This is a genomic window from Lawsonibacter faecis (assembly GCF_014287675.1).
Classification (GTDB): domain Bacteria; phylum Bacillota; class Clostridia; order Oscillospirales; family Oscillospiraceae; genus Pseudoflavonifractor; species Pseudoflavonifractor faecis.
Genome location: NZ_JACOPQ010000004.1, coordinates 212,526 through 238,178, shown reverse-complemented (window position 1 = coordinate 238,178; position 25,653 = coordinate 212,526). Strand labels below are relative to the sequence as shown.

Genomic DNA, 25,653 nt, shown 5'->3' with positions numbered 1-25,653 from the left:
CAAATCGCAAACATTTGTTCTAAATTTTTATAAATGCCGCGCCGCCTCAAATCAGGCGGCGCGGCAAACGAACCGGCGAAGCTGCTATTCGTACCAGCGGCGGCCCGTCCGGCCCAGCAGCGTCTGCGCGGCGTCCGGCCCCCGGGAGCCGGGCGCATAGGGCAGGACCGGCAGTCCGGCCTCCCTGTGTCGCCGCTTCAGCCCCTCGATATAGTTCCAGCTCAGCTCTATCTGGTCCCACTGTGAGAACCAGAACCGCTCGCCGGCGATACAGGCGGTGATGAGCCGCTCATAAGCCTCGGGGGTGTTGAGCTGGTGAATGAGATTGCAGTTCTGGCAGAAGTCCATCTTGGCGGGGATGAGGTCGTCGGTATCCCCGGGGCGCTTAATGTTGAACTGGAGGTATACGCCCTCAGTGGGCTGGATTTTGATGATGAGGATGTTGGGCTCCACTCCGGGCCGGGGCGCCCGGAACACGATGGAGACCTCCATCTGCCGCACGCCGGTCTTCTTTCCCGTGCGGATATAAAAGGGCGTGCCCCGCCAGCGCCCGTTGTCGATAAAAAGCCGCATCGCCGCAAAGGTCTCGGTGGCGGAGTCCGCCGCCACCAGAGGCTCCTCCCGGTAGCCCTCGTACTGTCCCAGCACCAGGGTATCGCAGATGTCGTACTCCTTCGGCGGGCGGAGGGCGCGCAGCACGTCCAGCTGCCCGGTGTGCATCTGCGCGCTGCTGAGCTCCCCGGGGCGCTCCATGGCCACGATGGAGAGAATTTGGAAGAGGTGGTTTTGTACCATATCCTTCAGCGCCCCGCTGGCGTCGTAGTAGCCGCCCCTGGTCTCCACGCCCACCTCCTCCAACGCGGAGATCTGCACCGCCTCGATGGAGCGTGCGTTCCACACGTCGGTAAAGATGGGGTTTGCAAAGCGGATGGCCTGGATGTTGCGGACCATCTCCTTGCCCAGGTAGTGGTCGATGCGGTAGATGCGCTCCGGGCCGAAATAGCCCTCCAGCTCCTCGTTCAGGGTCCGGGCGGCGTCCAGGCTCTCGCCGAAGGGCTTCTCCAGCATGACCTTGCCCGCCCGCGCGCCCCGCACCCGCTTGAGTCCCTCGGTGATGACGGCGAAATACCTGGGGGCCACGGCCAGGTAAAAGAGGTGGTTTTCCACCGTATCCTGTGCAAAAAACGCGTCCAGCCGCCCATAGTCGGTCTGATTGGAGAGGTCCATCCGAAAATAGACCAGCCTTTGCGCGAAATCGGCAAACCGCTCCTCCGTGTAAGGCAGGCGGCTGAACCTCTTCACCCAGTCCTCCGCCAGGACGCGGTACGCCCCGTCGCTGTAGTCCCGGCGGCCCACGGCCACAATCCGGCTGCCCGCCGGGAGCTTGCCCGCCAGAAACATGGTGTAGAGCGCGGGGAGGAGCTTGCGGAAGGTCAGGTCCCCCGTGCCGCCGAAGATGGTGATATTGGTGGAGATGTTCATGGCGTCTTTCTCCAATCGTAGTGGAAGCTCCCCGGACGGTCGGCGCGCTCATAGGTGTGGGCGCCGAAGCAGTCCCGCTGGGCCTGGATGAGGTTGGCCCCGCAGGCGCGGGCCCGGAAGCCGTCCAGGTAGGCCGCGGCGTTTGTGAGGGCGGGAGCCGGGATGCCGCCCAGGACGGCGGCCGCGGCAGCCCGGCGCAGGTGTTCCTGCCGCTCGTTCACCCGGTCCAGGAAGAAGGGGGCCAGGAGCAGGCTCTCCAGCGCCGGGTCCGCCCGGTAGGCGGCGGTGATGTCCCCCAGAAAGGCCGCCTGGATGATGCACCCCGCCCGGAAGATGGAGGCGATCTCCCCCAGATTGAGGCCCCAGCCAAACCGCCCGGAGGCGTCCGCCAGGAGGGAGAAGCCCTGGGCATAGGCGATGATCTTACCGGTGTAGAGGGCCTGGCGCACGGTCTCCGCGAAGGCGGACTTGTTATCCACGCCCGTGACGGGGACCGCGGCGATACGCCCGCCCGCCCGGGCCCGCCGCTCCAGGTGGTTGGACATGACCCGGGCGCTGCAGGCGGCAGTGATCATGGACACGTCCACCCCCTGCCGCAGGGACTCGATACTGGTCCACCGGCCGGTGCCCTTCTGGCCGGCGCTGTCGAGGATGTGGTCGATGAGGTCCCCGGTGGCCAGGTCGTCCTGCCGGGTGAAGATATCGGCGGTGATGCCGATGAGGTAGCTGTGCAGCTCCCCCCGGTCCCAGGCGGCGAAGGTCTCGGCCAGCTCCCGGTTGGTGAAGCCCCCCGCGTATTTCAGCAGGAGATAGGCCTCGGCGATGAGCTGCATATCGGCATACTCAATGCCGTTGTGGACCATTTTGACATAGTGCCCCGCGCCTCCGGGGCCGATGTAGGCACAGCAGGGCTTGTCGTCCTCCGCCCGGGCCGCGACGGCCTCCAGGATGGGGCGCACCGCGCCGTAAGCCTCCCGGGGTCCGCCGGGCATGACGGAGGGACCCCGGCGGGCTCCCTCCTCGCCGCCGGAGACGCCCACGCCGAAGTAGTGTATCCCCGCCTCCGCCAGCGTTTCGGCCCGGCGGTTCGTGTCCTCAAAATAGGAGTTGCCCCCGTCCATGACAACATCCCCCCGCTCCAGGAGGGGAAGGAGCTGCTCCAGCACCGCATCCACCGCCGGCCCGGCCTGGATCATCAAAAACACCTTCCTGGGGCGCTCCAGCGCGGAGACCAGCGCCTCCAGGCTGTAAAACCCGGACAGGTTTTCGTGGGGATGCTCCCGCAGCACCCGGTCCGTCACCTCCGGGCTGCGGTTGTAGCCCGCCACACGGAAGCCGTGGTCCGCCATATTGAGCGCCAGGCTGCGGCCCATGACCGAAAGACCCACCAGCCCGATGTCGTAAAGCTTATTCATATTGTCATTCTCCTTTTTCCGGTACAGGGCGGACACTTTGGCTGTCCGGCCCCCTTTCTGTAATTATATTAATTACAGTTTGCTTTGTCAATGAAAACTTTGTGCGGCGGAATGGTATCTGCGCTCCCCTAGCTTTCCCCGCTCAATGCCATAAAAAACAGCGTCCCCGCTCTCGCGGGAACGCTGTTTCGATTGATTACCAGCCAAACGGCCAATAGCCGCCGCTCTGCTGCTGTTGCTGCTGCTGATATTGCTGCTGGTACTGCTCCTGCAGCTCCTGGTTGATCTGCTCCTGGAGGGCGGAGCCGGCCGCCTCCATCTCGGAGTTGCGCTCGCTGAAGGTCACGGTGACCTGGGTCTTCTCCCCGTCGCGGTAGAGGGTGAACACGGCGGTGTCGCCCGCCTTGTAGTCCTTCTGGGCGTTCTGGAGGTCGTCCATGGAGGTGATCTCCTTGTCGTCAATCCGGGTGATGATGTCCTCCTTCTGGATGCCGGCCTTGGCTGCGCCGGAGCCCTCCACCACGCCCATAACATAGGTGCCCGCGGGGGTGCCGTAGCGAACGGCCTCGCCGCTGACGCTCTGGCCCACGATGCCCAGATAGGGTCGGCCGGTGATGTAGCCGTGTTCAATGATGTCGGTGATCATGCTCTTCACGTCGTCAATGGGGATGGCGAAGCCAAGGCCCTCCACGCTGGCGGAGGAGCCGGAGCCGCTGCTGGACAGCTTGGCGGAGACGATGCCCACCACCTGGCCGTACTGGTTAAAGAGCGCGCCGCCGGAGTTGCCGGAGTTGATGGCGGTATCGGTCTGGACGTAGTTCATCCTGCGGCCGTCGGACATGGTGACGTTGCGGTTGAGGGCGGAGACGATGCCGCCGGTCATGGAGTAGGTCAGTTCGCCCAGGGGGTTGCCGATGGCGTACACCTGGTCGCCCACCACCAGCGCGTCGGAGCTGCCGATGACCACGGGGGTAAGGCCGGCGGCGTCGATTTTCAGCACGGCGATGTCGTTCTCCTCGTCGCCGCCCACCAGCTTGGCGTCGTAGCTCTTGCCGTCAATAAAGGTGACCTTGATGTTGCTCGCCTCGTCGATGACATGCCAGTTGGTGACGATGTACCCGTCGGAGGTGATGACGAAGCCGGATCCGGAGGCGGCGTTCTGGACGGTCTGGCCGAAGATGTTGGTGGTGGTGATCTCCGTGGTGATGCCCACGGTGGAGCCCACATAGGTGGCGTAGATCTGCGCGGCGGAGAGGGGCTCGGACTGGGTCACGTTGGAGACGTTTACGATGGTGGGGGCGTGGTCGCCCTCGTAGACGGTGGTGCTGCCCCCACCGCCGCCGCCGAAGGCCAGCATGGCGCCGCTCCCGGCGAAGCCGCCCAGCAGGGCGCAGCTCAGGCAGAGGGCGGTAATCTTGGCGCCCATGTGCTTTTTCTTCTTGGGCTTGCCGCCCATGGTCTCGGCGGCCTCCACGCGGTAGGCGGTGGTCTCGATGGGCTCGTTCGGGTCGGGCCGGTTATTGTAATCGCTGTAATACATACGAATCGCTCCTTTAAAAAGTGGGATCACTTTCTGCGGGCGTACCGGCCCGCTCTTTTCTCTACGGGTGTTATCATAACCGGGATTTATGTCCAAAAAATGAAGAAACATAAAATGAAGTTTGAACTTTACCTTTAACGGTTTTAAAGAAAAGCCGCCATCCCCCAAGGGATAGCGGCTTTCTGCCTTGTACACGGCGCGACGGCTCCTCTTGGCCGCGCCTATTCTCCGTTCTCTCTGCGGTGCGGCGCAAGCAGTTCCCCGTCTCCGCGTAAGACGGTTCACGGTCCGTCCGCATCCCCGTCCGTCTTTTTCCCATCCGGCGCGGGACGGTTTTTGAGGAGAGCGGAAATATCCCCGGCGGCCAGGCGCAAATCTCCCAGCACCCCGTCAAGGGTGCCAAGCTTGCCGATATTGAGAACCACCATGCACAGCACCGGCCCCAGAATCATACCCAGGACGCCCCCCAGCTTCATGCCCACGTAGATGCTCATGAGGGACAGAATGGGGGATAGCCCGGTCTGGTCCCCCACCACCTTGGGCTCGGCCGCCCGACGGAAGAGGGCCACCACGCCCCAGATGACCATCAGCTCCACCGCATGCCGCCAGTCCCCGGTGAACACGTCGATGACCGCCCAGGGCACCATGACGGTGCCCGACCCGATGATGGGAATGAAGTCCAACACCGCCAGCAGGAAGGCCAGCAGCACCGAGTAGGGCTGGCGGATGACCACGAAGCCGACGAGCAGAATGAAGAAAATCACCGCCGACAAAATAAGCTGGGCCTTCACATACCCGCCGAAGGCCGCCACCGCCGTGCGCTTCACATTGCCCAGGAAAGAATGGAGGCCGGGGGAGAGCCGGCCGGTCAACATCACCCGCAGGCGGGGGTAGTCGGAGGTGATGAAATAGGAGGCCATGATAAAAATGACCAGTGCGATGACAAAGCTGGGCAGGCTGAACGCAAAGGACCCCGCCGCGCTGCCCACCCGGGTCAGCATACCGGGCACCGTCTCCTGGAGCCAGGCCACCAGCTCCTCCAGCAGGCCGTTGGCCGCCTGGCCCACCTGGTCGGGGAGCCGGGCGAAGAGGTCGGAGAGGAACTGCTCCAGCTCACGGATGACATCCAGGAGGCTGGCCCAGATGGTCTGCCAGTTGGAGGCCAGGGAGGCGAGCTCCGTGGCGATGCTGTACACCAGGGCCGCCAGCACGCCCCCGGCGATGGCAAAAAGGAGCGTGATAAGCACCAGGGACAGTACGCCGCGGGAGAGGCGCAGCCGCCGCTGAATTTTCTTTATCATGGGGTTGAGAACCCAGGCCATCACCAGTGCCAGCAGAAAGGGCATGAAGAGGGAGGCCAGGGGCGGCCCCAGGAAAAAGACAGCCAGCAGCACCAGCACCGTCAGCGCCAGGCGGACGCTCAGCCGGAGCCAGAGGCGGCCCCGCTCGTGCCAGGAGAGTTCCCGATATTCCAAAGCCAGTCGCTCCTTTTCTTTCGTGCGAAATCTATTGAGGCGATTATATCACATGGCTTGGAAAGAAATCCTAAGAATCTATGAATATTTTTAAAAATAGTGCGGTGGGGAAACACGCGTCTCGGCGGCCAAAGGGGCGGCGGCGCCCGCAGGCGCATTTCGGGGTGCAGCCGCCCGCATCCCAGGCCCGGCCCCCAAGCAAAAACCGGCGCCGGAGGAGGCCTCCTCCGGCGCCGGGCCACTTACTTTCTGGGATCGGGCACCTCGCTGCCGTCCGCGGGCAGGAGCGCGCCGTGCTTATCATACTTCAGGATGGTGATGTCCGACTTGGTATTCTTGGCGATCTCGTCCATCCGGATGGCCTCGGTGACATTGGCCACCAGGGAGTAGGCCACCCCGTGGCGCTTGGCGCGTCCGGTCCGGCCGATGCGGTGGATATAGTACTCAATTTCGTCTGGCACGTCGTAATTGAACACCGCGTCCACGTCGTCGATGTCCAGGCCCCGGGCGGCCACGTCGGTGGCCACCAGCACCCGCAGCTGTCCGTCCTTAAACTTGCCCAGGGTCTTCTCCCGGATGCGCTGCTGGATGTCCCCGTGGATGGCCTCGGCGGAGATCCCCTTCATCTGCAGAAGGCCCGTGAGCCGGTCGGTCATGTTTTTGGTATTGCAGAAGGCGATGGCCCGCTCGTACTCCCCATGGGTGAGAAGGGCCACCATGGTGTCCAGCTTCTGGCCCCGGTCGTTCAGGTCTATGCGGTACTGCTGGATGTCGGGCCGGTTCTCCTCGTCGGCCTGGACGGTGATCTCCACCGGGTCGCGCTGGTACACCCAGGAGATGTCCATCACCTCCCGGGAGATGGTGGCGGAGAACATGCCCAGGTTCCTGCGGTGCTTGATCTGGTCGAGGATGCGGGTCACGTCGGCGATGAAGCCCATATCCAGCATCCGGTCGGCCTCGTCCAGCACCACGGTCTGCACCTCGCTGAGCTTGACGGTGCGGCGCTTCATGTGGTCCATCAGGCGGCCGGGGGTGGCCACCACGATCTGAGGGTGCTTCTTGAGGGTGGTAATCTGCTTGTCGATGGGCGCGCCGCCGTAGAGGCACACCGAGCGGACCCCCTCCTTGAATTCGCACAGGTCCCGCAGCTCCTCCTGAATCTGGATGGCCAGCTCCCGGGTGGGCGCCAGCACCAGGGCCTGCACGTCGTCGCTCTCCGGGTTCACATGCTCCACCATGGGGATGCCGAAAGCGAAGGTCTTGCCCGTGCCTGTGGGCGCCTTGGCAATCACGTCCTTCCACTCCATGAAGCAGGGGATGGCCCCGGCCTGGACCGGGGTGGCCTGGATGTAGCCCTTCTTGTCGATGGCCCGCATAATTTCCGGGGACAGGTTCATTTCCGCATAGGTAACGACCTCGTTTACCTGCTCGCCGTTGATTTCCATTGTATGTTCCTTTCTCTTCGCACGTTTGGCACTGATTCAAGGTCCCCACAGGCGAAAAGAACTCTTTGCACCCCAAACGCCGTGCCCGTCCGGCCGGCGCGACCCCAAATCAAGGGGAGAACTCAGATTTTTCCCCCGCATACGGAAAATAGTGTAACATATCGGGTAGAATTATGCAATGTATATTAGGACATCGGCTCCTTGACATTCCGGGGGCCAGCGGATAAAATGGTAAATTGTCAAATTACGTGTATTTTTGCGGCCTCAGGGACGCACGGAAGGAGGCGCGGGCGTGAAACTGTCACTGGTCATCCCCGCCTATAATGAGAGCGCCATTATTGAGGCGACTCTGCGCACCGTCACCGCCCGGCTGGCGGACATCGATCCGGAGTACGAGCTAATCGTGGTGGACGACGGCAGCACCGACGGCATGGCCGACCTGGTGCGGCCCTTTGAAAGCGAGCATGTCCGGGCGCTGGGCTACCGCCCCAACCGGGGCAAGGGCTGCGCGGTGCGTACGGGTATGCTGGCGGCCAGGGGCGAGTATGTGTTCCACACCGACGCGGACCTGGCCTACGGCCTGGAGAATATCCCGGACATGCTCTCCAAATTCGAGGAGACCGGGGCCGATCTGGTGGTGGGCTCCCGGAAGCTGAACGGCGACGGCTACCGGGATTATCCGCCCCTGCGGCTCATGGCCTCCAAGTGCTTCAGCCTGCTGACCCGCATGGTGGCGGGCATGAATTACGACACTCAGTGCGGCATCAAGGGCTTCACCCGTGACGCCGCCCGGGCGATATTTTCCAAATGCACCACCGACGGCTTCGCCTTTGACTTCGAGGTCCTCCTCCGGGCCAAGCGTATGGGCCTGCGGGTGGAGCAGGAGGCGGTAACCATCGTCAACCACCGGGACTCCAAGGTCAACGTCCTGCGGGACAGCCTGCGGATGTTCCGTGACATGCTGCGCATCCGGCGGCAGGTGGACCGGACATGAAAAACACCCTGACCCGGCGGGGCGGAAAGCTTTGGGAACGGGAGCGCCCCGTGCTCCTCTTCCTGCTGATTTTCGCCCTGGTCTTCCTCCGCTTCTGCTATTACGGGCTGGAGTATTTCCCCCAGCTGGACGACTATATCCAGATGTACAACCAGCCCGTCTTCTACAGCTTTACCCGCATCGTGCTGGACATGGGCCTGCTGGCCTCGCGGCCCCTGGCGTCTGTGATGGACTATGCCTTCTGGTCCCACTTCTGGCCCTGCATGATTGCCGCCGTGGCCCTCATCTCCGCGCTGTACGCCGCCTCCGCCTGCCTCTTTCGGCGGGTCTGGGGCGAGTACTTCGGCACGGGGTATGTCTTCCTGGCGGTTTATGCCCTTCTCCCCCTGGGCATGGAGGGGACCTACTGGATCAGCGCCTCCAACCGGGTGGTGCCCAGCCTCTTTTTCATCGCCCTGGCCATGCGGCTCTTCCAGCGGTGGTGCACCGGCGGGAAGCGGCGCTTTCTGGTCCTCTATTTCGTCACCCAGCTCGTCTCCTTCTGCTTTTACGAGCAGGGACTGGTGCTCTCCATCACAGGAGTGCTGCTGGTGGGTATTCTGGAGTTCTTCCGCCAGCGCAGACGGGCGCTATTCTCCCTGCTGACCTTCGTCAACGTGATTATCTACTTCCTCTTCACCAGCGCCTTCTCCACCGGCACGGGCCAGCTGGGCAGCCGCCTGAAGCTGACCCTGCCCTGGCAGGAGGGCTGGGGGGAGGTCTTCTCCTCCGCCGCCAGGCAGACCGGCACTTCCTTTCTTCTGGGCGGTTACAAGACCCTGTTTCGCGGTTTCCGGCGGGGGTTGGAGTGTATTTTCGCGGAGCTGAACCCGCTATGGCTGCTCCTGCTGGTATTTTTCTGCATTTTGCTCTTTTTCTGCGCCAGGCGCTTTACCGTGGAGGGAAAACGGCCTGCCGCAGCGCTGATTGTGGGCTTTTTGATGGCTCTGGCCCCCATTACCCTGTTTTTTGTCCTCTCCAACCCGTCCATCGCCCTGAGAAACACAGTATTCTCCTTCTGTGGGATCGCGCTGGCAGCGGACGCGCTTTTCAATATGATATTCCGAGGCGTGCGCGCAAGAAACCTGATTGCGGGCATTTTGTGCGCGGTGTTCGCCTTCGGCGCGTCCGTCTGCGCCGTCAGCGAGCTGCACGACTACCGGGAGACCTATCTTGCCGACCAGCGGGCAGCAGCCGCCATCACCGACGCCCTCGGGGACGGAGACGGCATCTCAGCCGCAGCGAAGGTGGGGATCATCGGCCTCCAGAGTGATTACCTCCCGGAGCAGAACTTCAAATATCACGAGCATATCCACGGCGCCACCGAGAGCGTCTGGGGCCTCACGGGCCTGCTGATGTACAAGAGCGACAACCCCAATTTCCCCTACTGCACGCCCCTGCCCACCGGCCAGGAGGACTTGTCTGGCTTTGATATCCTGCTGATTTATGACCACGAGACCGGAACCGCCCGCCGCTACACCCCCGAAATGAAGGACAGTGAATGATGGAAAAGCTAAAACACCTGCTGAAGGTCTTTGACCTGCGCAAATTTATCAAGTTCGGCCTCATCGGCGTGCTCAACACCCTGGTGGACTTCGCCGTGTTCTTTGTGGCCAACAAGCTGATCGGCAACGGGCCGTCGGTGGTTCTCTTTGGTGTGGCCCTGGTGCTGGGGCCCTATATCTCCAACACCATCTCCTATATCGTGGCCAACATCCACAGCTTTTTCTGGAACAAGTTCTGGACCTTTGAGAAGAAGGACAAGCTCACCCGCCGGGAGGTGGGGCGGTATATTGTCACCAGCTGCGGCTTTCTCATCATCTCCTCCATTGGGCTCTCCATCTTCATGTCCGTTCTGAGCCTGCCCGCCTTCGCGGGTATCATCCCGGACGATCTCATCCCTCTGGCCGCCAAGATTCCCAATACCTGCGTGACCATGGTGTACAATTACCTGATGAATAAGCTATGGGTGTTCAGGTGAGTATATAAAATGCCCCCCGGCGTTGTGGACGCCGGGGGGCATTTTTGTGGATTGGGAAGAATTCAACCGGGCTTCGTCGGGAGCGATGGGGGACCTCCGCGGGAGATCTCCCGGTCAGCTTGGCTGACGGCGCCCCTCCCCGGGCGCCAAACGTCTTACTTGCGGTTTACCACTGCTTGCGGAAAACGTGGATGCGGAAGCTGGCCCGCAGCTCCAGGCGGTCCAGCGCGGCGAGGCGGGCGGCGCCGGATTTGGGGGTCTTCCAGAAGTAGGGGGTCATCTGGAAGAGGTCGGTCAGATGGGGCTGTGAGACAGTCACCGTCCGCCCTGAGCGGGCTACGTCCAGATAGTCGAAGCCCCCGTAGGGGACGGCCTCGTCAGGGTTTTCATAGGGCCGCTCATAGAGCACCTGCTTGAGCTCCCACAGGTGGTCGGGGGCGGGTACCACATACAGGAACACCCCGCCGGGCCTGAGGACCCGGCGGAACTCATCCAGGGCCAGGGGGGAGAAGCAGTTGACCAGCAGGTCCGCCACACCGTCCGCCACGGGGAGGCGGTAGGCCGAGGCCACGGCAAACTCCACGCCCTTCTCCCGTCTGGCGGCCCAGCGCAGGCAGCACTTGGAGATATCCACCCCCGCCATCCGGGGCGTCCGCCCGGCGGCGGCCAGGGCGGCGTAGACGCCCGCGGTGTAGTAGCCCTCGCCGCAGCCCGAGTCCAGCACAGCGGGGGCCGTGCCGGTGTGCTCCAGCACCAGGGCGCACAGCGCCTCCAGGAGGTGGGCGTAATAGCCGCCGGACAGGAAGCGGCTGCGTGCGGCGGCCATGGCCTTGTCGTCCCCGGGGAGCCTGGAGTGCATCTGGTTGGGAGGCAGCAGGTGGACATAGCCCTCCCGGGAGATATCAAAGCTGTGGCCCCCGGGACAGGCATAGGTCCGCTCAAGGCGCTCCAGAGGGGCGGCGCAGAGCGGACAGCGGAGCAGGCTCATCTGCGCACCTTCTCCTCGTCCGGGGCCGCGGCGTGGCCGCTGCCGCCCATGCTCCGCTCCTCATTTTTAATCTCCCAGTGGATCAGGAAGGTGAGGGCGGCCCGGAGGAGAATGATGGCGCCCACCAGGGCGATCTCCTTCAAGTCCCGGACCAGGACGGTGCGCAGAATTTCGCCGCCCAGCTTAAATTCCAGCGCCATCGCCAGGCCCTGGGCCAGCTTGAGGCGGGTCTCCGGGTCCCGGCGGACATAATTGATGATGCCCATGACGCCGGCCACGATCAGCACGGCCACGCCCACCCACTCAAAGAGCTGAATGCCGATCTCCACCACAAATTCCAGTGCCTGATGTAACACTTCCATATAGACGCCTCGCTTTTTCCAAGTTCAGAGCGCGGGTACGAAGGTTCGGTATGCTTACCACCCGCAATTATACTGGACTGGGGCAAAATACACAAGAAAATTTCGGTCACGGCCTGATTTTTCCTGTGGCAGGCCCAATTTTCTCTATGCTTTTTCCTATATTTGTGGTAGAATAACCGCTGTATGAAGATTTTTACTATGTTTTAAGGAGTACGACATGATCACAGTTTCCGACCTGGGCTTGCAGTACAGCGGCCAGCCCCTCTTTTCCCATGTGGATTTGCAGTTCGTCAAGGGCAATTGCTACGGCATCATCGGCGCCAACGGCGCGGGCAAGTCCACCTTTCTGAAGATTCTCTCCGGCGAGCTGGAGGCCACCAGCGGCGAGGTGAACATCCTCCCCAAGACCCGGATGTCCGTCCTCAAGCAGGACCAGAACGCCTATAACGAATTCACCGTGATGGACACCGTCATCATGGGCAACCAGCGGCTCTACGACATCGGCAAGGAGAAGGACGCCCTCTACGCCAAGGAGGAGATGACCGAGGCGGACGGCATCCGCGCCTGCGAACTGGAGGAGGAATTTGCCGAGATGAACGGCTGGGAGGCGGAGAGCGACGCCAGCCGCATCCTCCAGGGGCTGGGCATTCCGGTTTCCATGCACCAGGACCTGATGGAAAACGTGGACGGCCGTCTGAAGGTGAAGGTCCTGCTGGCCCAGGCCCTCTTCGGCAACCCCGACATCCTGATGATGGACGAGCCCACCAACAACCTGGACATCAACGCCATCAACTGGCTGGAGGACTTCCTGCTGGATTTTGAGGGCACCGTCATCGTGGTGTCCCACGACCGGCATTTCCTCAACACCATCTGTACCCACATCGTGGATATCGACTACAACAAAATCAAGATGTACGTGGGCAACTACGACTTCTGGTACGACGCCAGCCAGCTCATGCAGAACCTGATGAAGAACCAGAGCAAGAAAAACGAGGAGAAGGCCCAGGAGCTGAAGGAGTTTATCTCCCGCTTCTCCGCCAACAAGTCCAAGAGCAAGCAGGCCACCTCCCGCCGGAAGCTGCTGGAGAAGATCTCCATGGACGAGATTCCCGCCTCCTCACGGCGGTACCCCTGGGTGGCCTTCAGCCCCGACCGCGAGGTGGGCAAGGACATTCTGTTCGTCACCGAGGTCTCCAAGACCATCGACGGCGTGAAGGTGCTGGACAAGGTGAGCTTCACCGTGAACCACGGGGACAAGATCGCCTTTGTGGGCGACAACGAGAACGCCCACACCGCCCTCTTCAAGATCATTACCGGCGAGATGGAGCCCGACGAGGGCACCGTGAAGTGGGGCCAGACCGCCACCTTCTCCTACTTCCCCAAGGACAACACCGAGTTCTTCAAGGACAACGGCGACAACCTGGTGGAGTGGCTGCGGGAATTCTCCGAAGATAAGCACGAGGCCTATCTCCGGGGCTTCCTGGGCCGGATGCTCTTCTCCGGGGACGATGTGTACAAGCAGGTGAAGGTCCTCTCCGGCGGCGAGAAGGTGCGCTGCATGCTCTCCCGCATGATGCTCTCCGGGGCCAATGTGCTCCTGCTGGACCAGCCCACCAACCACCTGGACCTGGAGTCCATCGCGGCGGTGAACAACGGCCTGGAGGCCGTGAAGTGCAATGTGCTGGTGTCCAGCCACGACCATCAGCTGGTCCAGACCGTATGTAACCGCATCTTCGACTTTACCGACGACGGCAGGCTCATCGACCGGCTCATGAGCTACGACGAGTACCTGGAGTCCCAGGCCCAGGCGTAAGCCCGCCGGACGCCGCCGCCCAGATAGCGCCTGTCCGCTTCGCAGCGGCCACTCCCGCTTGAACGGGCTCAGAGGACGGCGGAGGCGTTTCTTTTCCCCTGCATCTGTGGTATACTGATTCATAATTGTCCCAATCCATCAGAGAGGACTTGTCGCAATGCGAAAAGAGATACTACTGCCCGGGATCGCCGTGGCGGGCGGAGCGGCCGGCCTGGCCCTGCGCCGCTGGGAGCTTGCCACCGCCTTTGAGCCGCCGGAGGCGGGCTTTCGTCTCCACATTCCCGGCTCTCCCGCCACCTACGCGCTCATCTGCCTTTCGGCGGTTTTGCTGCTGGCCTTCCTGCTGTTGAGCCGGGGGAAGCACCGGGCCTTTTCCGGCGGGTACGGCGCGGCCTTCGCCGCCAAGGGCAACACCCTCTATATTACGGCGGCGGTCCTCTCCGGGTTTCTACTGCTGTGTTCGGCGGTGCTGAACTTCATGGGGCTGCCCGCCGCGTACCAGACGGCGCTGGAGATGGTCTCCTACACCCACGCCAACCCCGTTTTCTCCGTGCTGCCCCGGGTCCTGCTGGGGATAATGAGCGCCGCGGCCTTTCTGTGCACGCTCATCACCGCCCGGGGCAATTACCGGGGGGAGGGGAAGGGCAGGTACAGCGGGTCCCTGCTGGTCCCCGCCTACGCCTGCTGCATCTGGCTCATCGCGGCCTATCAGGTCCGTGCCGGCGACCCGGTGACGCTGGACTATATCTACGAGCTGCTGGCCATCATCGCGTCACTGCTGGCATTCTACTTTATCGCCGGCTTTTCCTTTGAGAAGGCCAAGACGACCCGCGCCTGCCTCTTCTCCGCGCTGGGCGTATACTTCTCCCTCGTCACCCTGGCCGACGGGCATGAGCTCTACCTCACTGCGCTGTACGGCTTTACCGCCCTGTCCCTGACGGTCTCCATGGCGGTCCTCCTCCATAACGACCGCCAGCCGGAGCCGAAGGGTCCGCGAATGCCCCCGTCCACGGAAGAGGCGGAAATTGAGACGACTGAAACGGAGGTAACCCCCGATGAATGAGAAAAAGACCTTTTATATCACCACCCCCATCTACTATCCCTCGGACAAGCTGCACATCGGCCACACCTACTGCACCGTGGCCACCGACGCCATGGCGCGGTACAAGCGGCTGTGCGGGTACGACGTGATGTTCCTCACCGGCACCGACGAGCACGGCCAGAAGATCGAGGACAAGGCCACCGAGGCGGGCAAGACCCCCAAGGAGTTTGTGGACGCCATCGTGGAGGGTCCCAGGGGCGTGCTGGACCTGTGGAAGCTGATGAACATCTCCAACGACCGCTTCATCCGCACCACCGACGACTACCACGTGGAGTCCGTGCAGAAAATTTTCAAGCAGCTCTACGAGCAGGGGGACATCTACAAGGGCAAATACGTGGGCAAATACTGCAAGCCCTGCGAGTCCTTCTGGACCGAGACCCAGCTCAAGGACGGCAAGTGCCCCGACTGCGGCCGGGACGTGGTGGACGCGGAGGAGGAGGCCTACTTCTTCCGTCTCTCCAAGTATGCCGACCGCATCCAGGACCTGCTGGAGAACACCGACTTCCTGGAGCCCCGCAGCCGAGTGCACGAGATGGTCAACAACTTCATCAAGCCCGGCCTGGAGGACCTCTGCGTCTCCCGGACCAGCTTCACCTGGGGCGTGAGCGTAGACTTCGACCCCGGCCACGTGGTCTACGTGTGGATTGACGCCCTCTCCAACTATATCAACGCCCTGGGCTACCAGAACGGAAAATACGCCGATTTTGACAAATTCTGGCCCGCCGACGTCCACTTTGTGGGCAAGGAGATCGTCCGGTTCCACTCCATCATCTGGCCCGCCATCCTGATGGCGCTGGGCCTGCCCCTCCCGAAAAAGGTGTACGGCCACGGCTGGCTCCTGCTGGACGGCGGCAAGATGAGCAAATCCAAGGGCAATGTGGTGGACCCCTACCTGCTGGCCGAGCGCTTCGGCGTGGACGCCCTGCGGTTCTTTCTGCTGCGGACCTTCCCCTTCGGCAGCGACGGCAACTTCAGCAACGAGGCCCTCATCAACACCATCAACGTGGACCTGGCAAACGACCTTGGAAACCTCCTCTCCCGCACCACCGCCATGGTGGGCAAGTACTTTGGCGGCGTGCTCCCCGAGGAGCGCCGGGCCGACGAGCTGGACGACGAGCTCATCGCCATGGCCTCCGCCCTGCGGGAGAAGTATGAGGCGCACATGGAGAAGTACGCCTTCCAGTCCGCCCTCAGTGAGATCTTCGCCGTGATCGCCCGGGCCAACAAGTATATCGACGAGAACGCCCCCTGGACCCTCGCCAAGGATATGGACGCCAACGGAGCGCGCCTTGCCACCGTGATGTATAACCTGCTGGAGACCCTGCGCATCTGCGCGGTGCTGCTCCAGCCCTTTATGCCCGACTCCATGGACAAGCTCTTCGGCCAGATCGGTGCGTGCGAATGCTGCCGCTCCTGGGAGAGCGCCGGGGTTTGGGGCAGCCTGAGCGCCGCCGCCGTGGTGGCCAAGGGGGAAAATCTCTTCCCCCGCATCGACATGGAAAAGGAGCTCGCCGCCCTGGAGCAGGCCGCAGAGGAGGCCAGAAAGGCCGCCCTGCCGGGCTTGGAGCTCGAGCCCTTTCTCGAGGAGAAGGTGGACTTCGACACCTTCTGCAAGAGCGACTTCCGTGCCGTGAAGGTCAAGGCCTGCGAGAATGTGAAAAAGAGCGAAAAGCTCCTCAAGTTTACCCTGGACGACGGCTCCGGCACTGACCGGCAGATCCTCTCCGGCATTGCCAAATGGTACAAGGCCGAGGACCTGGTGGGCAAGACCCTGGTGGCCATCGTCAACCTGCCCCCCCGGAAGATGATGGGCCAGGAGAGCTGCGGCATGCTCATCTCCGCCGTCCACACCGAGAAGGGCGAGGAGGTCCTCCACCTGCTGATGGTGGACGACGCCATCCCCGCCGGCGCAAAAATGTGTTGAGAAGCGCGAGCGTAGGCGCATAGGGGAGATAAGACGGCATGAAGACAAAAAACAGGTCGGGCCGTATCCCGCGAGGCCCGGCGGCATTTTTGGCGTAATGGCGGCTTATCTCTCCGTCCATGCGCCCAACGCGAGCGTGACAAAGAAGCGCGAGGATAGACACGCAGGGGCGCTAAGGCCGGAGTGTGACCCGGAACCCAGGAAGGCCGTCTCACGGAAGGCTTTCCGGTTCCGGGGCGAATCGGAGGACATAGCGCCCCGGCCGCGTGTCCAATCCGAGCGTGACAAAGAAGCGCGAGGATAGACACGCAGGGGCGCTAAGGCCGGAGTGTGACCCGGAACCCAGGAATGCGGCATAAACCAGAGGAGCACAGCTGAAGGGCGTGTGCGCCGTGGTGGAGATCATCCCGGAGAAGATTGTCCTGCGGGACGTGGCCCTGAAGGACGAGGGGTACAACTACATGCAGGTCTGGGAGGCAGAGTAAGAATTGCCGGCCGTATTGGTGCAGTATCTGTCATCCACGCCGCGCCAACGAAAGCTTCCTGAAAATGCGGCAATTACGGAGAGGCCCTGGGCGCGCAGAGCGCGCCCAGGGCCTCTCTTACTGCGCCAGCTTCCGCTGAGCGGTGTAGATGGAGCGGCTGCCGTTACAGAGATAGGCGAGGGCGCACACGAGAAAGAACCAGGGCAGGTTCTCAAATCCGAACACCTCGCCGCCGATGAGCATGGGCGCCAGGAGGGTGTTTGTGGCCCCGCCAAAGACGGCGGCATACCCCAGCGCGGCCAGAAAGGCCGGGTCCACTCCCACCAGCGGCCCCAGGGCCGCGCCCAGGCTGGCGCCGACGGCAAAGAGCGGCGTGACCTCGCCGCCCTGAAAGCCCGCCGCCAGTGTGAGGACGGTCAATAGGAATTTCAGCAGAAAGTCAAACCAGAAGATGGTCCCGCCGCCCGTGGCCTGGGCGATGAGATTGGTGCCCAGGCCCGCGTAGCGTCCGCGGCCGCACAGCATCAGCAGCAGGGCTGCGGCCCCGCCCAGCGCCGCGATCCGCGCCAGGGAATTGGGCAGCGCCTTTGCAGCCCAGCCCTTTGCCGCCGCCAGCGCCCGTGCAAAGAGCCCACCCGTGACGCCGAAGAGGATCCCCGACGCCAGAAGGACGGCCGCCCCGCCCGCATTCAGCCCTGCAGGGGCGGAGACCGCCGCCTGAAATTTCTCCAGCCCCAGCGCCCCCGACACGGCGCAGGCGGCGAAAGAGGCCGTCATGGCCGGGAAGAGGGCCGCGTACTCCAGCGCCCCGGCGGTCATGACCTCCAGGGCGAAAAAAACGGCGGCGATGGGGGTGCGGAAGAGGCCGGAGAACCCGGCGGCCATACCCGCGATTAGAAAGACCTTGCCGTTCCCGCCAGTCCGCCGGCCCACGCCGTGGCCGACAGCCGCCCCGATCTGGACCGCCACGCCCTCCCGGCCCGCGCTGCCGCCCAGAAGGTGGGTGAGCCAGGTGCCGCCCATGATGAGCGGGATGAGGCGCAGGGGGATCTCCGCCGCTTCTCCCCGCCCGGCCTCAAACACCAGGCCCATGCCCCGCTCCGTGCCCCTGCCCACTGTGCGGTAGGCCCAGGCGATGAGCACGCCGCCCAGCGGGAGAAGGAGCACCAGCGGCAGCACATGGGCGTCCCGGACGGCGGAGAGCCGGAGCAGCACCCTGCCGAACACCGCGTCCACTCCGCCCACGGCGCACCCGATGGCCACGCCCAAAAGTCCGGGCTGCAGCAGACTGCGCCAGAGCCCCTTTACCTGTTCCATCTTCATTCCCCCTCAAATAGTCCCGAAAAAAGCTGACGACCCCTGCATAAACATGCAGAAGTCATCAGCATAGACGCGGTTTCGGCCGTGGCCGGGGGAGCACTTCATTCCCCTTGTTTGGCTGTGGAATATTGTACCATCGTGCCGGACGGCTGTCAAGCGAGATCAGGGCCCCCAGGCCCGTCACCGGAGGGGGCCGCGTTCACCGGCGCCTCGCCGTTCACCACCATACTGGACAGGACCGCACCCGCGTCCCGGACGTCGTGGACGGCGGTGCGGCGGATTTGCCCCCAAACAATCCAGATACCCAGCGCGAGGAAGATCACCGCCATTATCAGATGCTCCGTCATGTAATCAGAGTTCTCCGTCATAAAGCGCACGGCATACCCAAAGGTGGGCAGCTCCCGGCCCGCCTCCAGCAGCATTGCGGAGAGCTGGACATAGCCCATGAGAAACGCCTCGGTAAAGAGATTCACAATGGACGAGAACAGGGTGCAGACAAATGCACCCTTATTGAGCTTCCCCTTAAAAAGGCGGTAGCCGTAGTTGGCGCCCAGCGGAATAAGAGCGTAGAGCAGCGCCACATAATAGTTCAGGATGACCAGGCAGAACACTGCGGGCAGTGCGCCCACAAGGCCGCCCAGCAGGGCGCCGATGAAGCCGGTGACGTAATTGCCCTGCATGGCCTGCTCCGCCCTGGCCATGGTTCCGGCGCTCATCTGTTCCACACAGTCCTTGTGGACCTTCACATAGGCGCCGTTCATCAGGGCGGTGGCGTTGCAGCACTCCTGGCGGCAGACGGGGCACTTCTCCTCCGGGACCAGATTCGCCTCCCGAAAGGCGGAAACCACCGTATTCATGGCGGAAATAAAATTGCGGTCCAGCCCCTCGCCCCCGGCCGCGCAGGTCAGGGTGTACCGCCCGGCCGCGGCCAGCACAAAGGTGCAGCCCCTGGGCAGGGCCTTTTTCACCTCGCGCACCAGCTTGCCCCGCGCCTTGCCGGCGACGGACAGACTGACCACCGCGATGCCGCCCGCCCGGTCTTTGAACGAGGCAGCGAGGGGATAGCCCCGATACGTGCCGAATACGCCGTTGGGCAGACATTTGAAGCCCTGGCTCTGAGCAAATCGGGTAAACTCCTCCAGATTCATATGTTTCTCACCTCTTGCAAAAATAGGATTCCTGATGTATTGTATCATAAACCACTTTATCCGCACAGATAAATATTGCATAAACCGACAGCTTTTACACGTGTTGGGATAACCGCTTTATACAGCAAAACGGCGTCCTTCCCGACGCGGTTCTTTTAGAGGTGACTTTATGTACTTTGACACCCATGCCCACTACTATGACGACGCCTTTGACGCCGACCGGGACGCGGTTCTCTCCTCCCTGCCGGAGGCTGGCGTGGAGCTGGTCCTCTGCCCCGGCTGCGATCTGGAGACCTCCCGGCAGAGCGTCGCCCTGGCGGAGCGCTACCCCCATCTCTACGCGGCGGTGGGCTTCCACCCTGAGAACCTGGACGGGGCGTCCCTAGCGGAACTGGCCCAAATTGAGGCCATGGCCGCCCATCCCAAGGTGAAAGCCATCGGGGAGATCGGCCTGGACTACTACTGGGAGAAAGAGGAGGCGGGCAGGGCCAGGCAACGGGAGTTCTTTGCCGCCCAGCTCGACCTGGCCGAGAAGCTGGATATGCCCGCCATCGTCCATGACCGGGAGGCACACAGGGACACGCTGGACATTGTAAAGGCCCACCACGGCGCCCGGGGCGTATTCCACTGCTACTCCGGCGGCGTGGAGGACGCCAGAACCCTGGTCATCCTGGGGTGGATGCTCTCCTTCACGGGGGTCATCACCTTTAAAAATGCCAGGCGCGCCCTGGAGGTGCTGGAGTGGCTCCCTCTGGACCGGGTCATGATCGAGACCGACGCGCCCTATATGGCCCCCGAGCCCTACCGGGGCAAGCGCAACGACTCCCGGTACGTTTTCCGTATGGCGGACGCCATTGCGCAGATCAAGGGGCTGAGCACCGACGAGGTAGCCCGGATTACCACGGAGAACGGAAAGCGGTTTTTCGGGATCACATAAGGGGCGCAGGCGATGGAATGGGCGGCGCCCGAACTGGGCCCGCCCACGCCGTCAGGGGAAAATAGCCCCCCGGAGTTGCGACGCCCGGCAGAATTACCGGGGTACGAACGCTTAATCTCATCTGAATCGGAGGCGTTTTTGATGGAGACCATCACCTATGAATATGAGGGCGCGCTCTATGTGAACCTCACCAACCGCTGCGACTGCGCCTGCGTCTTCTGCCTGCGCTGCAACGGGCACAAGGGCAGTATCTACGCAGACGACCTCTGGCTCGAACACGAGCCCGGTAGGGAGGAGGCGCTGGCCGATTTCCTGCGGCGGGACCTGGCATCCTACCGGGAGATCGTCTTCTGCGGTTTCGGCGAGCCCATGTACCGCACGGACGACATCCTGTGGCTGGTGGACGAGCTGAAGGAGCGCGTAAGCGCCCTGCCACCGGTGCGCATCAACACCAACGGCCACGCCAACCTGATTCTGGGCCGGGATGTGACCGGGGATTTGGCCGGCCGCATCGACGTGCTGTCCATCTCCCTCAACGGCTCCACACCCGGGGAGTACGTGGCCGTCACCCGGCCCAGGGACGGCGCGGCCGCCTGGGACGCCATGCTGGACTTTACCCGCAGGGCGGCGAAAACCGTCCCCACCGTCATGATGACCATTGTGAACAAGGACAAGACGCCTGACGAAATTGACGCCTGCCGGACCCTGGCGGAGCGCCTGGGGGCCAGGCTGCGGGTGCGGGAGTACATACCGGACTGAAAAAGCGGCGGGCAATGCCCGCCGCTTCCGGCGTCACGCGGCCAGGGCCTCGATCTCCTCCCGCGCCTCCTGCTCGGAGTCTGCGGAGAAACGGAAGCGCCCGGCTCCGTCGTAGACCTCCACGTGACCTCTGACCCAGCAAATTCTGTACTCCATAACCGAACGCTCCTTTCTGTGTGTAACCTGTTTCCTGCCTTACAAGCACAGTATAGCGGAGCACATGTCCCATAATACGGACTTTTAATTACAATGATAAAGGTTGGACGCTTTTGAGCTTAACGAGAAACTACAGGGGGACGATTTGCGCCTGTTTTGTGGGCTATATCGTCCAGGCCATCGTCAACAATTTTGCACCGCTCCTCTTCGTCACCTTTCAGACCTCCTTTGGGGTCTCTCTGGACCGCATCGCCCTGTTGGTCACCTTTAATTTCGGCATACAGCTCCTGGTGGATTTGATCTCGCCCGCACTGCTGGGCAGAATCGGCTACCGGGCTGGGGTCATCGCCGCCCACCTCTTTGCCGCCGCAGGTCTGGCGGCTATGGCGCTGCTGCCCGCAATGCTCCCGGACCCCTATGTGGGCATCCTCTGCGCGGTGACGCTGTACGCCGTGGGTGGAGGGCTCATTGAGGTGCTGGTGAGTCCCATTGTGGAGGCCTGCCCCACGGACAACAAGGAGGCGGCCATGAGCCTGCTCCACTCCTTTTACTGCTGGGGGCAGGCGGGGGTGGTGCTTCTCTCCACTGGCTTTTTCCTGTTGCTGGGCGTGGAGCGCTGGCCCTGGCTGAGCCTTATCTGGGCGCTGGTGCCCCTTGCCAACGCCTTTCTCTTCGCCCGGGTGCCCGTCCCCAGCCCGGAGGACGATATGACCCCCGCCCTCTCCCTGAAAGCCCTGGCTGCCAGAAGGGTCTTCTGGCTGATGTTGGTGCTGATGCTCTGCGCCGGGGCCTGCGAGCAGGCGGTGAGCCAGTGGGCCTCCGCCTTTGCGGAGCAGGGGCTGGGGGTGGTCAAGGCGGTGGGCGATCTGGCGGGCCCCACCGCGTTTGCCCTGCTGATGGGTATGGCCCGGCTCCTCTTTTCCAAATGCACCGTCCGGCTGAGCGCGGAGCGGGCCCTGCCGCTGTGTGCAGGGCTGTGCCTGGTGAGCTATCTGCTTGCCTCCCTGCCCGCAAGCCCCGTCCTGGGTCTGCTGGGGTGCGCCCTGTGCGGATTTTCGGTGGGCATTCTCTGGCCCGCCACATTCAGCCTGGCTGCGGCGCGCATCCGCGGCGGCGGCACCGCCATGTTTGCCTTTCTGGCGCTGGCGGGAGACCTGGGGTGTTCGGCCGGACCCGCTCTCGTGGGACTGGCGTCCGGCGCGCTGGGGGGCAATCTCCGCCTGGGTATCCTCTGCGCCGCGGCCTTCCCGGTCCTGCTGCTCCTGGCCCTGCTAATAAACCACAGGATGGGCCGGTAGCAATGTGAAGCGGGACCGTTCAGGCGGACCATGGCCGCCCACGCAGGAACCGGTCGCCTCAAAGAACAAAAACCCTCCGCAGAGCAAGCCCCGCAGAACTGCGCCCTCCGCAGACGACGCAGTCAAAGGACACTTCTCATGACCGATGGGGCGACTTTTTCCCAAGGAACCGAGCCCTGCCCGTCATGCAGTCATCTGTCAAAGAAGCCCCTCGGGGCTTCTTTGACAAGCTGAACAAAAAGCACGGTGCAGAACAGCGTTCTGCACCGTGCTTTTTGTTCATTGAAATGGGTCCTCGTCGCCGGGGACGGGAATGTCGATGGAGGAGGCCTCCGGCTTGGCGGAGCGCTTGCCCTCAGGCATCAGCTCGGCGGAGAACTCCTCTTTCCCGGACGGCTCCGTCTCTTCGTCCTCACGGGCCTTTACCCTGCCGTCAGGCCCCAGGAGGGAGTCCGGGTCGGTAAAGACCTTCTCAAAGGTGGCGGCGTCCATGGTCTCGTTCTCCAGGAGGTACGCCGCGGTGAGCTCCAGCTCCTTCCGGTGGGCCTTCAGTATCTCCTCACAGCGGCGGTACGCCTCGTCCACAAAAGCCTTGACCTCCTGGTCGATGAGGTCGGCGGTATCCTCCGAGTAGGTCTTGGCCTGGGCCATGGACCGGCCGATAAAGATCTCGTCGTGGCCGGAGTCGAAGACCACATTGCCCAGCTTATCGCTCATGCCGTACCGCATGACCATGTTCCGGGCAATGGCGGAGGCCCGCTGGAGGTCGTTGCCCGCACCGGTGGAGATGTCCCCCAGCACCATCTGCTCGGCGGCCCTGCCGCCCAGGCACCTGGCAATCTGCTCCTTGAGCCCCTCCCGGGACTGGAAGGAGATATCCTCCTGGGGCAGGGAGATGGTCATGCCGCCCGCGCCTCCCCGGGGGATGATGGTAATCTGGTGGACCGGGTCGGCGGTGCCCAGCTGGTGGATGACGACGGCGTGGCCCGCCTCGTGGTAAGCGGTGAGCCTGCGCTCCTTCTCAATGACCACCCGGCTCTTCTTCTCCGGTCCGGCAATCACTTTGATGACCGCCTCGTGGAGGTCCGGCATGGTGATAAAACGCTCGTGCCGCCGGGCGGCCAGGAGCGCCGCCTCGTTCATCAGGTTCTCCAAATCAGCGCCGGTAAAGCCGCCGGTGGCCTTTGCCACCTCGCGCAGATCCACATCCTCGCCCAGGGGCTTGTTCCGGGCATGGATACGCAGGATGTCCTCCCGGCCCTTGATATCGGGCTGCCCGACGAAAATCTGCCGGTCAAAACGGCCGGGCCGCAGGAGGGCGGGGTCCAGAATGTCCTGCCGGTTGGTGGCGGCCATAACGATGACGCCCTCATTGGTCCCGAAGCCGTCCATCTCCACCAGAAGCTGGTTGAGGGTCTGCTCCCGCTCGTCGTGCCCGCCGCCCAGGCCGGTGCCGCGCTGGCGGCCTACGGCGTCGATCTCATCGATGAAGACGATGGCGGGGGCGTTCTTCTTGGCCTGGTCGAAGAGGTCGCGGACACGGGACGCGCCCACACCCACGTAGAGCTCCACAAAGTCGGAGCCGGAGATGGAGAGGAAGTGAACCCCGGCCTCGCCGGCCACGGCCTTGGCCAGGAGGGTCTTTCCCGTGCCCGGAGGGCCGACCAGCAGTATGCCCTTGGGGATCCGCGCGCCCAGAGCCGTGAAGCGCTTGGGGTCCCGGAGGAACTCCACCACCTCCTGGAGCTCAGCCTTCTCCTCGTCGGCCCCGGCCACATCGGCAAATGTGACCTTCTTGCCGCCCTCCTCGCCGCCCACCTTGGTGCGGGCCTTGCCGAAGCGGGCCGTCTTGTCGCCCCCCCCTCCGGCGCCGCCGCCCTGACGGAGGAACATGAAGTACCACAGCACGCCGAAGAGGATTACAATGACCAGCATGGGTACAAAGGAGAACCACCAGGGGGCCTTGAAGGGGGCGGGATAGTCAAAGCTGTCGATGATGTGGTTCTCATGCTGCTTTACAATAATATCGTTAAAGTCCTCATAGAAGAGCTCAAAGCTGTAGAGCTTGTAGGAGACCTTGTAGTTGCCGCCCACGGGCTCCCGCAGCTCCAGGTAAAGGGTGTCGTCCTCCACCTTGACCGTGCGCACCTGCTGGCCTCGGAAGAGGTCGTACACCTCGGAGTAGTTGCTGACCGCGGGGCCGGCCTCCACGCCCTGGAGGGCGTAGACGGCGGCGGCCAGGACCAGCACGATGAGCGCGCAGAAGATAAGGTCGCGCACACTGATTTTTTTCTTCAAAGACGAACAACTCCCCACGAAAGGCTCCGCCTTCCGCGGGGGCCCCTTTGGATTTCATTTATCGGCGGTCGGGAGTGAATCCCGACCGTCTCCGCCGCACCCGCGGCGATGGACGAAAGGACTAAGCGAAAGGCTCCGCCTGACCCGGGGGCCCTTTGGTTTTCATTTATCGGCGGTCGGGAGTGAATCCCGACCGTCTCCGCCGCACCCGCGGCGATGCACGAAAGGACTTGGCGAAAGCCTCCGCCTGACCCGGGGGCCCCTTTGGATTTCATTTATCGGCGGTCGGGAGTGAATCCCGACCGTCTCCGCCGCACCCGCGGCGATGCACGAAAGGACTTGGCGAAAGCCTCCGCCTGACCCGGGGGCCCCTTTGGTTTTCATTTATCGGCAGTCGGGAGTGAATCCCGACCGTCTCCGCCGCACCCGCGGCGATGCACGAAAGGACTAAGCGAAAGCCTCCGCCTGACCCGGAGGCCCCTTTGGATTTCATTTATCGGCGGTCGGGAGTGAATCCCGACCGTCTCCGCCGCACCCGCGGCGATGGACGAAAGGACTTGGCGAAAGGCTCCGCCTGACCCGGGGGCCCCTTTGGTTTTCATTTATCGGCGGTCGGGAGTGAATCCCGACCGTCTCCGCCGCACCCGCGGCGATGGACGAAAGGACTTGGCGAAAGCCTCCGCCTCAGCGCG

20 protein-coding genes and 1 riboswitch are annotated in these 25,653 nt (G+C 63.1%); of the genes, 9 read left to right on the top strand and 11 right to left on the bottom strand.

Features of this window, described 5'->3' with window-relative positions:
* Positions 1-84: 84 nt before the first annotated feature.
* The 5 genes from zwf to H8S62_RS06865 form a co-directional block, all read right to left on the bottom strand.
* Positions 85-1,482 (bottom strand): glucose-6-phosphate dehydrogenase, encoded by a 1,398-nt coding sequence (gene zwf / locus H8S62_RS06885; protein ID WP_186918844.1) that lies wholly within the window; start codon positions 1,480-1,482, stop codon positions 85-87.
* Entirely contained in the window at positions 1,479-2,897 is a 1,419-nt protein-coding gene (gene gnd, locus H8S62_RS06880; protein WP_155152901.1) for a decarboxylating NADP(+)-dependent phosphogluconate dehydrogenase, read from the bottom strand. The genes zwf and gnd overlap by 4 nt, the downstream gene beginning before the upstream one ends.
* 196 nt (positions 2,898-3,093) lie before the next feature.
* Entirely contained in the window at positions 3,094-4,437 is a 1,344-nt protein-coding gene (locus H8S62_RS06875; protein ID WP_155150366.1) for a S1C family serine protease, read from the bottom strand.
* A 281-nt stretch (positions 4,438-4,718) separates the two neighbouring features.
* On the bottom strand, positions 4,719-5,912 hold the full coding sequence (gene ytvI, locus H8S62_RS06870; protein ID WP_186918843.1) for a sporulation integral membrane protein YtvI: 1,194 nt from the start codon (positions 5,910-5,912) through the stop codon (positions 4,719-4,721).
* A gap of 242 nt (positions 5,913-6,154) precedes the next feature.
* Positions 6,155-7,357, bottom strand: a complete 1,203-nt coding sequence (locus H8S62_RS06865) for a DEAD/DEAH box helicase (RefSeq protein WP_186918842.1) — start codon at positions 7,355-7,357, stop codon at positions 6,155-6,157.
* 292 nt (positions 7,358-7,649) lie between these two features.
* Here H8S62_RS06865 and H8S62_RS06860 point away from each other — a divergent pair, with 292 nt between their 5' ends.
* From H8S62_RS06860 to H8S62_RS06850, 3 genes are read left to right on the top strand one after another with little or no spacing between them, the layout of a single operon-like run.
* Entirely contained in the window at positions 7,650-8,351 is a 702-nt protein-coding gene (locus tag H8S62_RS06860; RefSeq protein WP_186918841.1) for a glycosyltransferase, read from the top strand.
* The gene (locus H8S62_RS06855; RefSeq protein WP_186918840.1) at positions 8,348-9,895 is read left to right on the top strand and encodes a hypothetical protein; all 1,548 of its coding nucleotides are present in this window, start codon (positions 8,348-8,350) and stop codon (positions 9,893-9,895) included. Before H8S62_RS06860 ends, H8S62_RS06855 begins: the two co-directional genes overlap by 4 nt.
* Entirely contained in the window at positions 9,895-10,371 is a 477-nt protein-coding gene (locus H8S62_RS06850; RefSeq protein ID WP_173023594.1) for a GtrA family protein, read from the top strand. Before H8S62_RS06855 ends, H8S62_RS06850 begins: the two co-directional genes overlap by 1 nt.
* Before the next feature lie 166 nt (positions 10,372-10,537).
* On the opposite strand, the gene H8S62_RS06845 is transcribed toward H8S62_RS06850, so the two are convergent.
* Together H8S62_RS06845 and H8S62_RS06840 are read right to left on the bottom strand one after the other, a co-directional pair.
* Positions 10,538-11,359 carry a putative RNA methyltransferase gene (locus H8S62_RS06845; protein WP_186918839.1) on the bottom strand — a complete coding sequence of 274 codons (822 nt, stop codon included), beginning with the start codon at positions 11,357-11,359 and terminating at the stop codon, positions 10,538-10,540.
* Positions 11,356-11,721 carry a DUF1622 domain-containing protein gene (locus tag H8S62_RS06840; RefSeq protein WP_155150379.1) on the bottom strand — a complete coding sequence of 122 codons (366 nt, stop codon included), beginning with the start codon at positions 11,719-11,721 and terminating at the stop codon, positions 11,356-11,358. The genes H8S62_RS06845 and H8S62_RS06840 overlap by 4 nt, the downstream gene beginning before the upstream one ends.
* Before the next feature lie 217 nt (positions 11,722-11,938).
* On the opposite strand from H8S62_RS06840, the gene H8S62_RS06835 reads away from it, so the two are divergent.
* The 3 genes from H8S62_RS06835 to metG all read left to right on the top strand — a co-directional run bounded on the left by H8S62_RS06835 (position 11,939) and on the right by metG (position 16,560).
* The gene (locus tag H8S62_RS06835) at positions 11,939-13,534 is read left to right on the top strand and encodes an ABC-F family ATP-binding cassette domain-containing protein (RefSeq protein WP_155150381.1); all 1,596 of its coding nucleotides are present in this window, start codon (positions 11,939-11,941) and stop codon (positions 13,532-13,534) included.
* 157 nt (positions 13,535-13,691) lie between these two features.
* Positions 13,692-14,597: a hypothetical protein gene (locus tag H8S62_RS06830; protein ID WP_186918838.1), complete on the top strand. Its 906-nt coding sequence runs from the start codon at positions 13,692-13,694 to the stop codon at positions 14,595-14,597.
* Positions 14,590-16,560, top strand: coding sequence for a methionine--tRNA ligase (gene metG, locus H8S62_RS06825; protein ID WP_186918837.1), 1,971 nt, complete (start codon positions 14,590-14,592; stop codon positions 16,558-16,560). Before H8S62_RS06830 ends, metG begins: the two co-directional genes overlap by 8 nt.
* 602 nt (positions 16,561-17,162) lie before the next feature.
* Here metG and H8S62_RS06820 read toward each other — a convergent pair.
* Positions 17,163-18,362: a chloride channel protein gene (locus H8S62_RS06820; protein ID WP_186918836.1), complete on the bottom strand. Its 1,200-nt coding sequence runs from the start codon at positions 18,360-18,362 to the stop codon at positions 17,163-17,165.
* Between the two features lie 48 nt (positions 18,363-18,410).
* Positions 18,411-18,483: riboswitch (Fluoride riboswitch) on the bottom strand.
* Positions 18,484-18,517: 34 nt separating this feature from the next.
* Positions 18,518-19,513: a hypothetical protein gene (locus tag H8S62_RS06815; RefSeq protein ID WP_155150388.1), complete on the bottom strand. Its 996-nt coding sequence runs from the start codon at positions 19,511-19,513 to the stop codon at positions 18,518-18,520.
* Between the two features lie 169 nt (positions 19,514-19,682).
* Between H8S62_RS06815 and H8S62_RS06810 the strand changes: the two genes are divergently transcribed.
* Both H8S62_RS06810 and H8S62_RS06805 read left to right on the top strand, forming a co-directional pair.
* Positions 19,683-20,450 carry a TatD family hydrolase gene (locus tag H8S62_RS06810; protein WP_186918835.1) on the top strand — a complete coding sequence of 256 codons (768 nt, stop codon included), beginning with the start codon at positions 19,683-19,685 and terminating at the stop codon, positions 20,448-20,450.
* A gap of 141 nt (positions 20,451-20,591) precedes the next feature.
* On the top strand, positions 20,592-21,209 hold the full coding sequence (locus H8S62_RS06805) for a TatD family nuclease-associated radical SAM protein (RefSeq protein ID WP_186918834.1): 618 nt from the start codon (positions 20,592-20,594) through the stop codon (positions 21,207-21,209).
* 33 nt (positions 21,210-21,242) lie between these two features.
* Here the strand turns inward: H8S62_RS06805 and H8S62_RS18330 are convergent, their stop codons facing one another.
* Positions 21,243-21,365 (bottom strand): hypothetical protein, encoded by a 123-nt coding sequence (locus tag H8S62_RS18330; RefSeq protein ID WP_256286067.1) that lies wholly within the window; start codon positions 21,363-21,365, stop codon positions 21,243-21,245.
* A 113-nt stretch (positions 21,366-21,478) separates the two neighbouring features.
* Between H8S62_RS18330 and H8S62_RS06800 the strand changes: the two genes are divergently transcribed.
* On the top strand, positions 21,479-22,663 hold the full coding sequence (locus H8S62_RS06800) for an MFS transporter (protein WP_186918833.1): 1,185 nt from the start codon (positions 21,479-21,481) through the stop codon (positions 22,661-22,663).
* Positions 22,664-22,942: 279 nt separating this feature from the next.
* Here H8S62_RS06800 and ftsH read toward each other — a convergent pair whose 3' ends face one another.
* Positions 22,943-24,961: an ATP-dependent zinc metalloprotease FtsH gene (ftsH, locus tag H8S62_RS06795; RefSeq protein ID WP_186918832.1), complete on the bottom strand. Its 2,019-nt coding sequence runs from the start codon at positions 24,959-24,961 to the stop codon at positions 22,943-22,945.
* Positions 24,962-25,653 lie beyond the last annotated feature (692 nt).

What these genes read in the sequence shown, in the direction of transcription:
- H8S62_RS06850 (WP_173023594.1), top strand. Translation starts at nt 9,895, where the DNA reads ATGGAAAAGCTAAAACACCTGCTGAAGGTCTTTGACCTGCGCAAATTT.
- H8S62_RS06815 (WP_155150388.1), bottom strand. Translation starts at nt 19,513, where the DNA reads ATGAATCTGGAGGAGTTTACCCGATTTGCTCAGAGCCAGGGCTTCAAA.
- metG (WP_186918837.1), top strand. Translation starts at nt 14,590, where the DNA reads ATGAATGAGAAAAAGACCTTTTATATCACCACCCCCATCTACTATCCC.
- H8S62_RS06840 (WP_155150379.1), bottom strand. Translation starts at nt 11,721, where the DNA reads ATGGAAGTGTTACATCAGGCACTGGAATTTGTGGTGGAGATCGGCATT.
- H8S62_RS06810 (WP_186918835.1), top strand. Translation starts at nt 19,683, where the DNA reads ATGTACTTTGACACCCATGCCCACTACTATGACGACGCCTTTGACGCC.
- H8S62_RS18330 (WP_256286067.1), bottom strand. Translation starts at nt 21,365, where the DNA reads ATGGAGTACAGAATTTGCTGGGTCAGAGGTCACGTGGAGGTCTACGAC.
- H8S62_RS06835 (WP_155150381.1), top strand. Translation starts at nt 11,939, where the DNA reads ATGATCACAGTTTCCGACCTGGGCTTGCAGTACAGCGGCCAGCCCCTC.
- H8S62_RS06865 (WP_186918842.1), bottom strand. Translation starts at nt 7,357, where the DNA reads ATGGAAATCAACGGCGAGCAGGTAAACGAGGTCGTTACCTATGCGGAA.
- zwf (WP_186918844.1), bottom strand. Translation starts at nt 1,482, where the DNA reads ATGAACATCTCCACCAATATCACCATCTTCGGCGGCACGGGGGACCTG.
- H8S62_RS06845 (WP_186918839.1), bottom strand. Translation starts at nt 11,359, where the DNA reads ATGAGCCTGCTCCGCTGTCCGCTCTGCGCCGCCCCTCTGGAGCGCCTT.
- H8S62_RS06875 (WP_155150366.1), bottom strand. Translation starts at nt 4,437, where the DNA reads ATGTATTACAGCGATTACAATAACCGGCCCGACCCGAACGAGCCCATC.
- gnd (WP_155152901.1), bottom strand. Translation starts at nt 2,897, where the DNA reads ATGAATAAGCTTTACGACATCGGGCTGGTGGGTCTTTCGGTCATGGGC.
- H8S62_RS06830 (WP_186918838.1), top strand. Translation starts at nt 13,692, where the DNA reads ATGCGAAAAGAGATACTACTGCCCGGGATCGCCGTGGCGGGCGGAGCG.
- H8S62_RS06855 (WP_186918840.1), top strand. Translation starts at nt 8,348, where the DNA reads ATGAAAAACACCCTGACCCGGCGGGGCGGAAAGCTTTGGGAACGGGAG.
- H8S62_RS06820 (WP_186918836.1), bottom strand. Translation starts at nt 18,362, where the DNA reads ATGGAACAGGTAAAGGGGCTCTGGCGCAGTCTGCTGCAGCCCGGACTT.
- H8S62_RS06805 (WP_186918834.1), top strand. Translation starts at nt 20,592, where the DNA reads ATGGAGACCATCACCTATGAATATGAGGGCGCGCTCTATGTGAACCTC.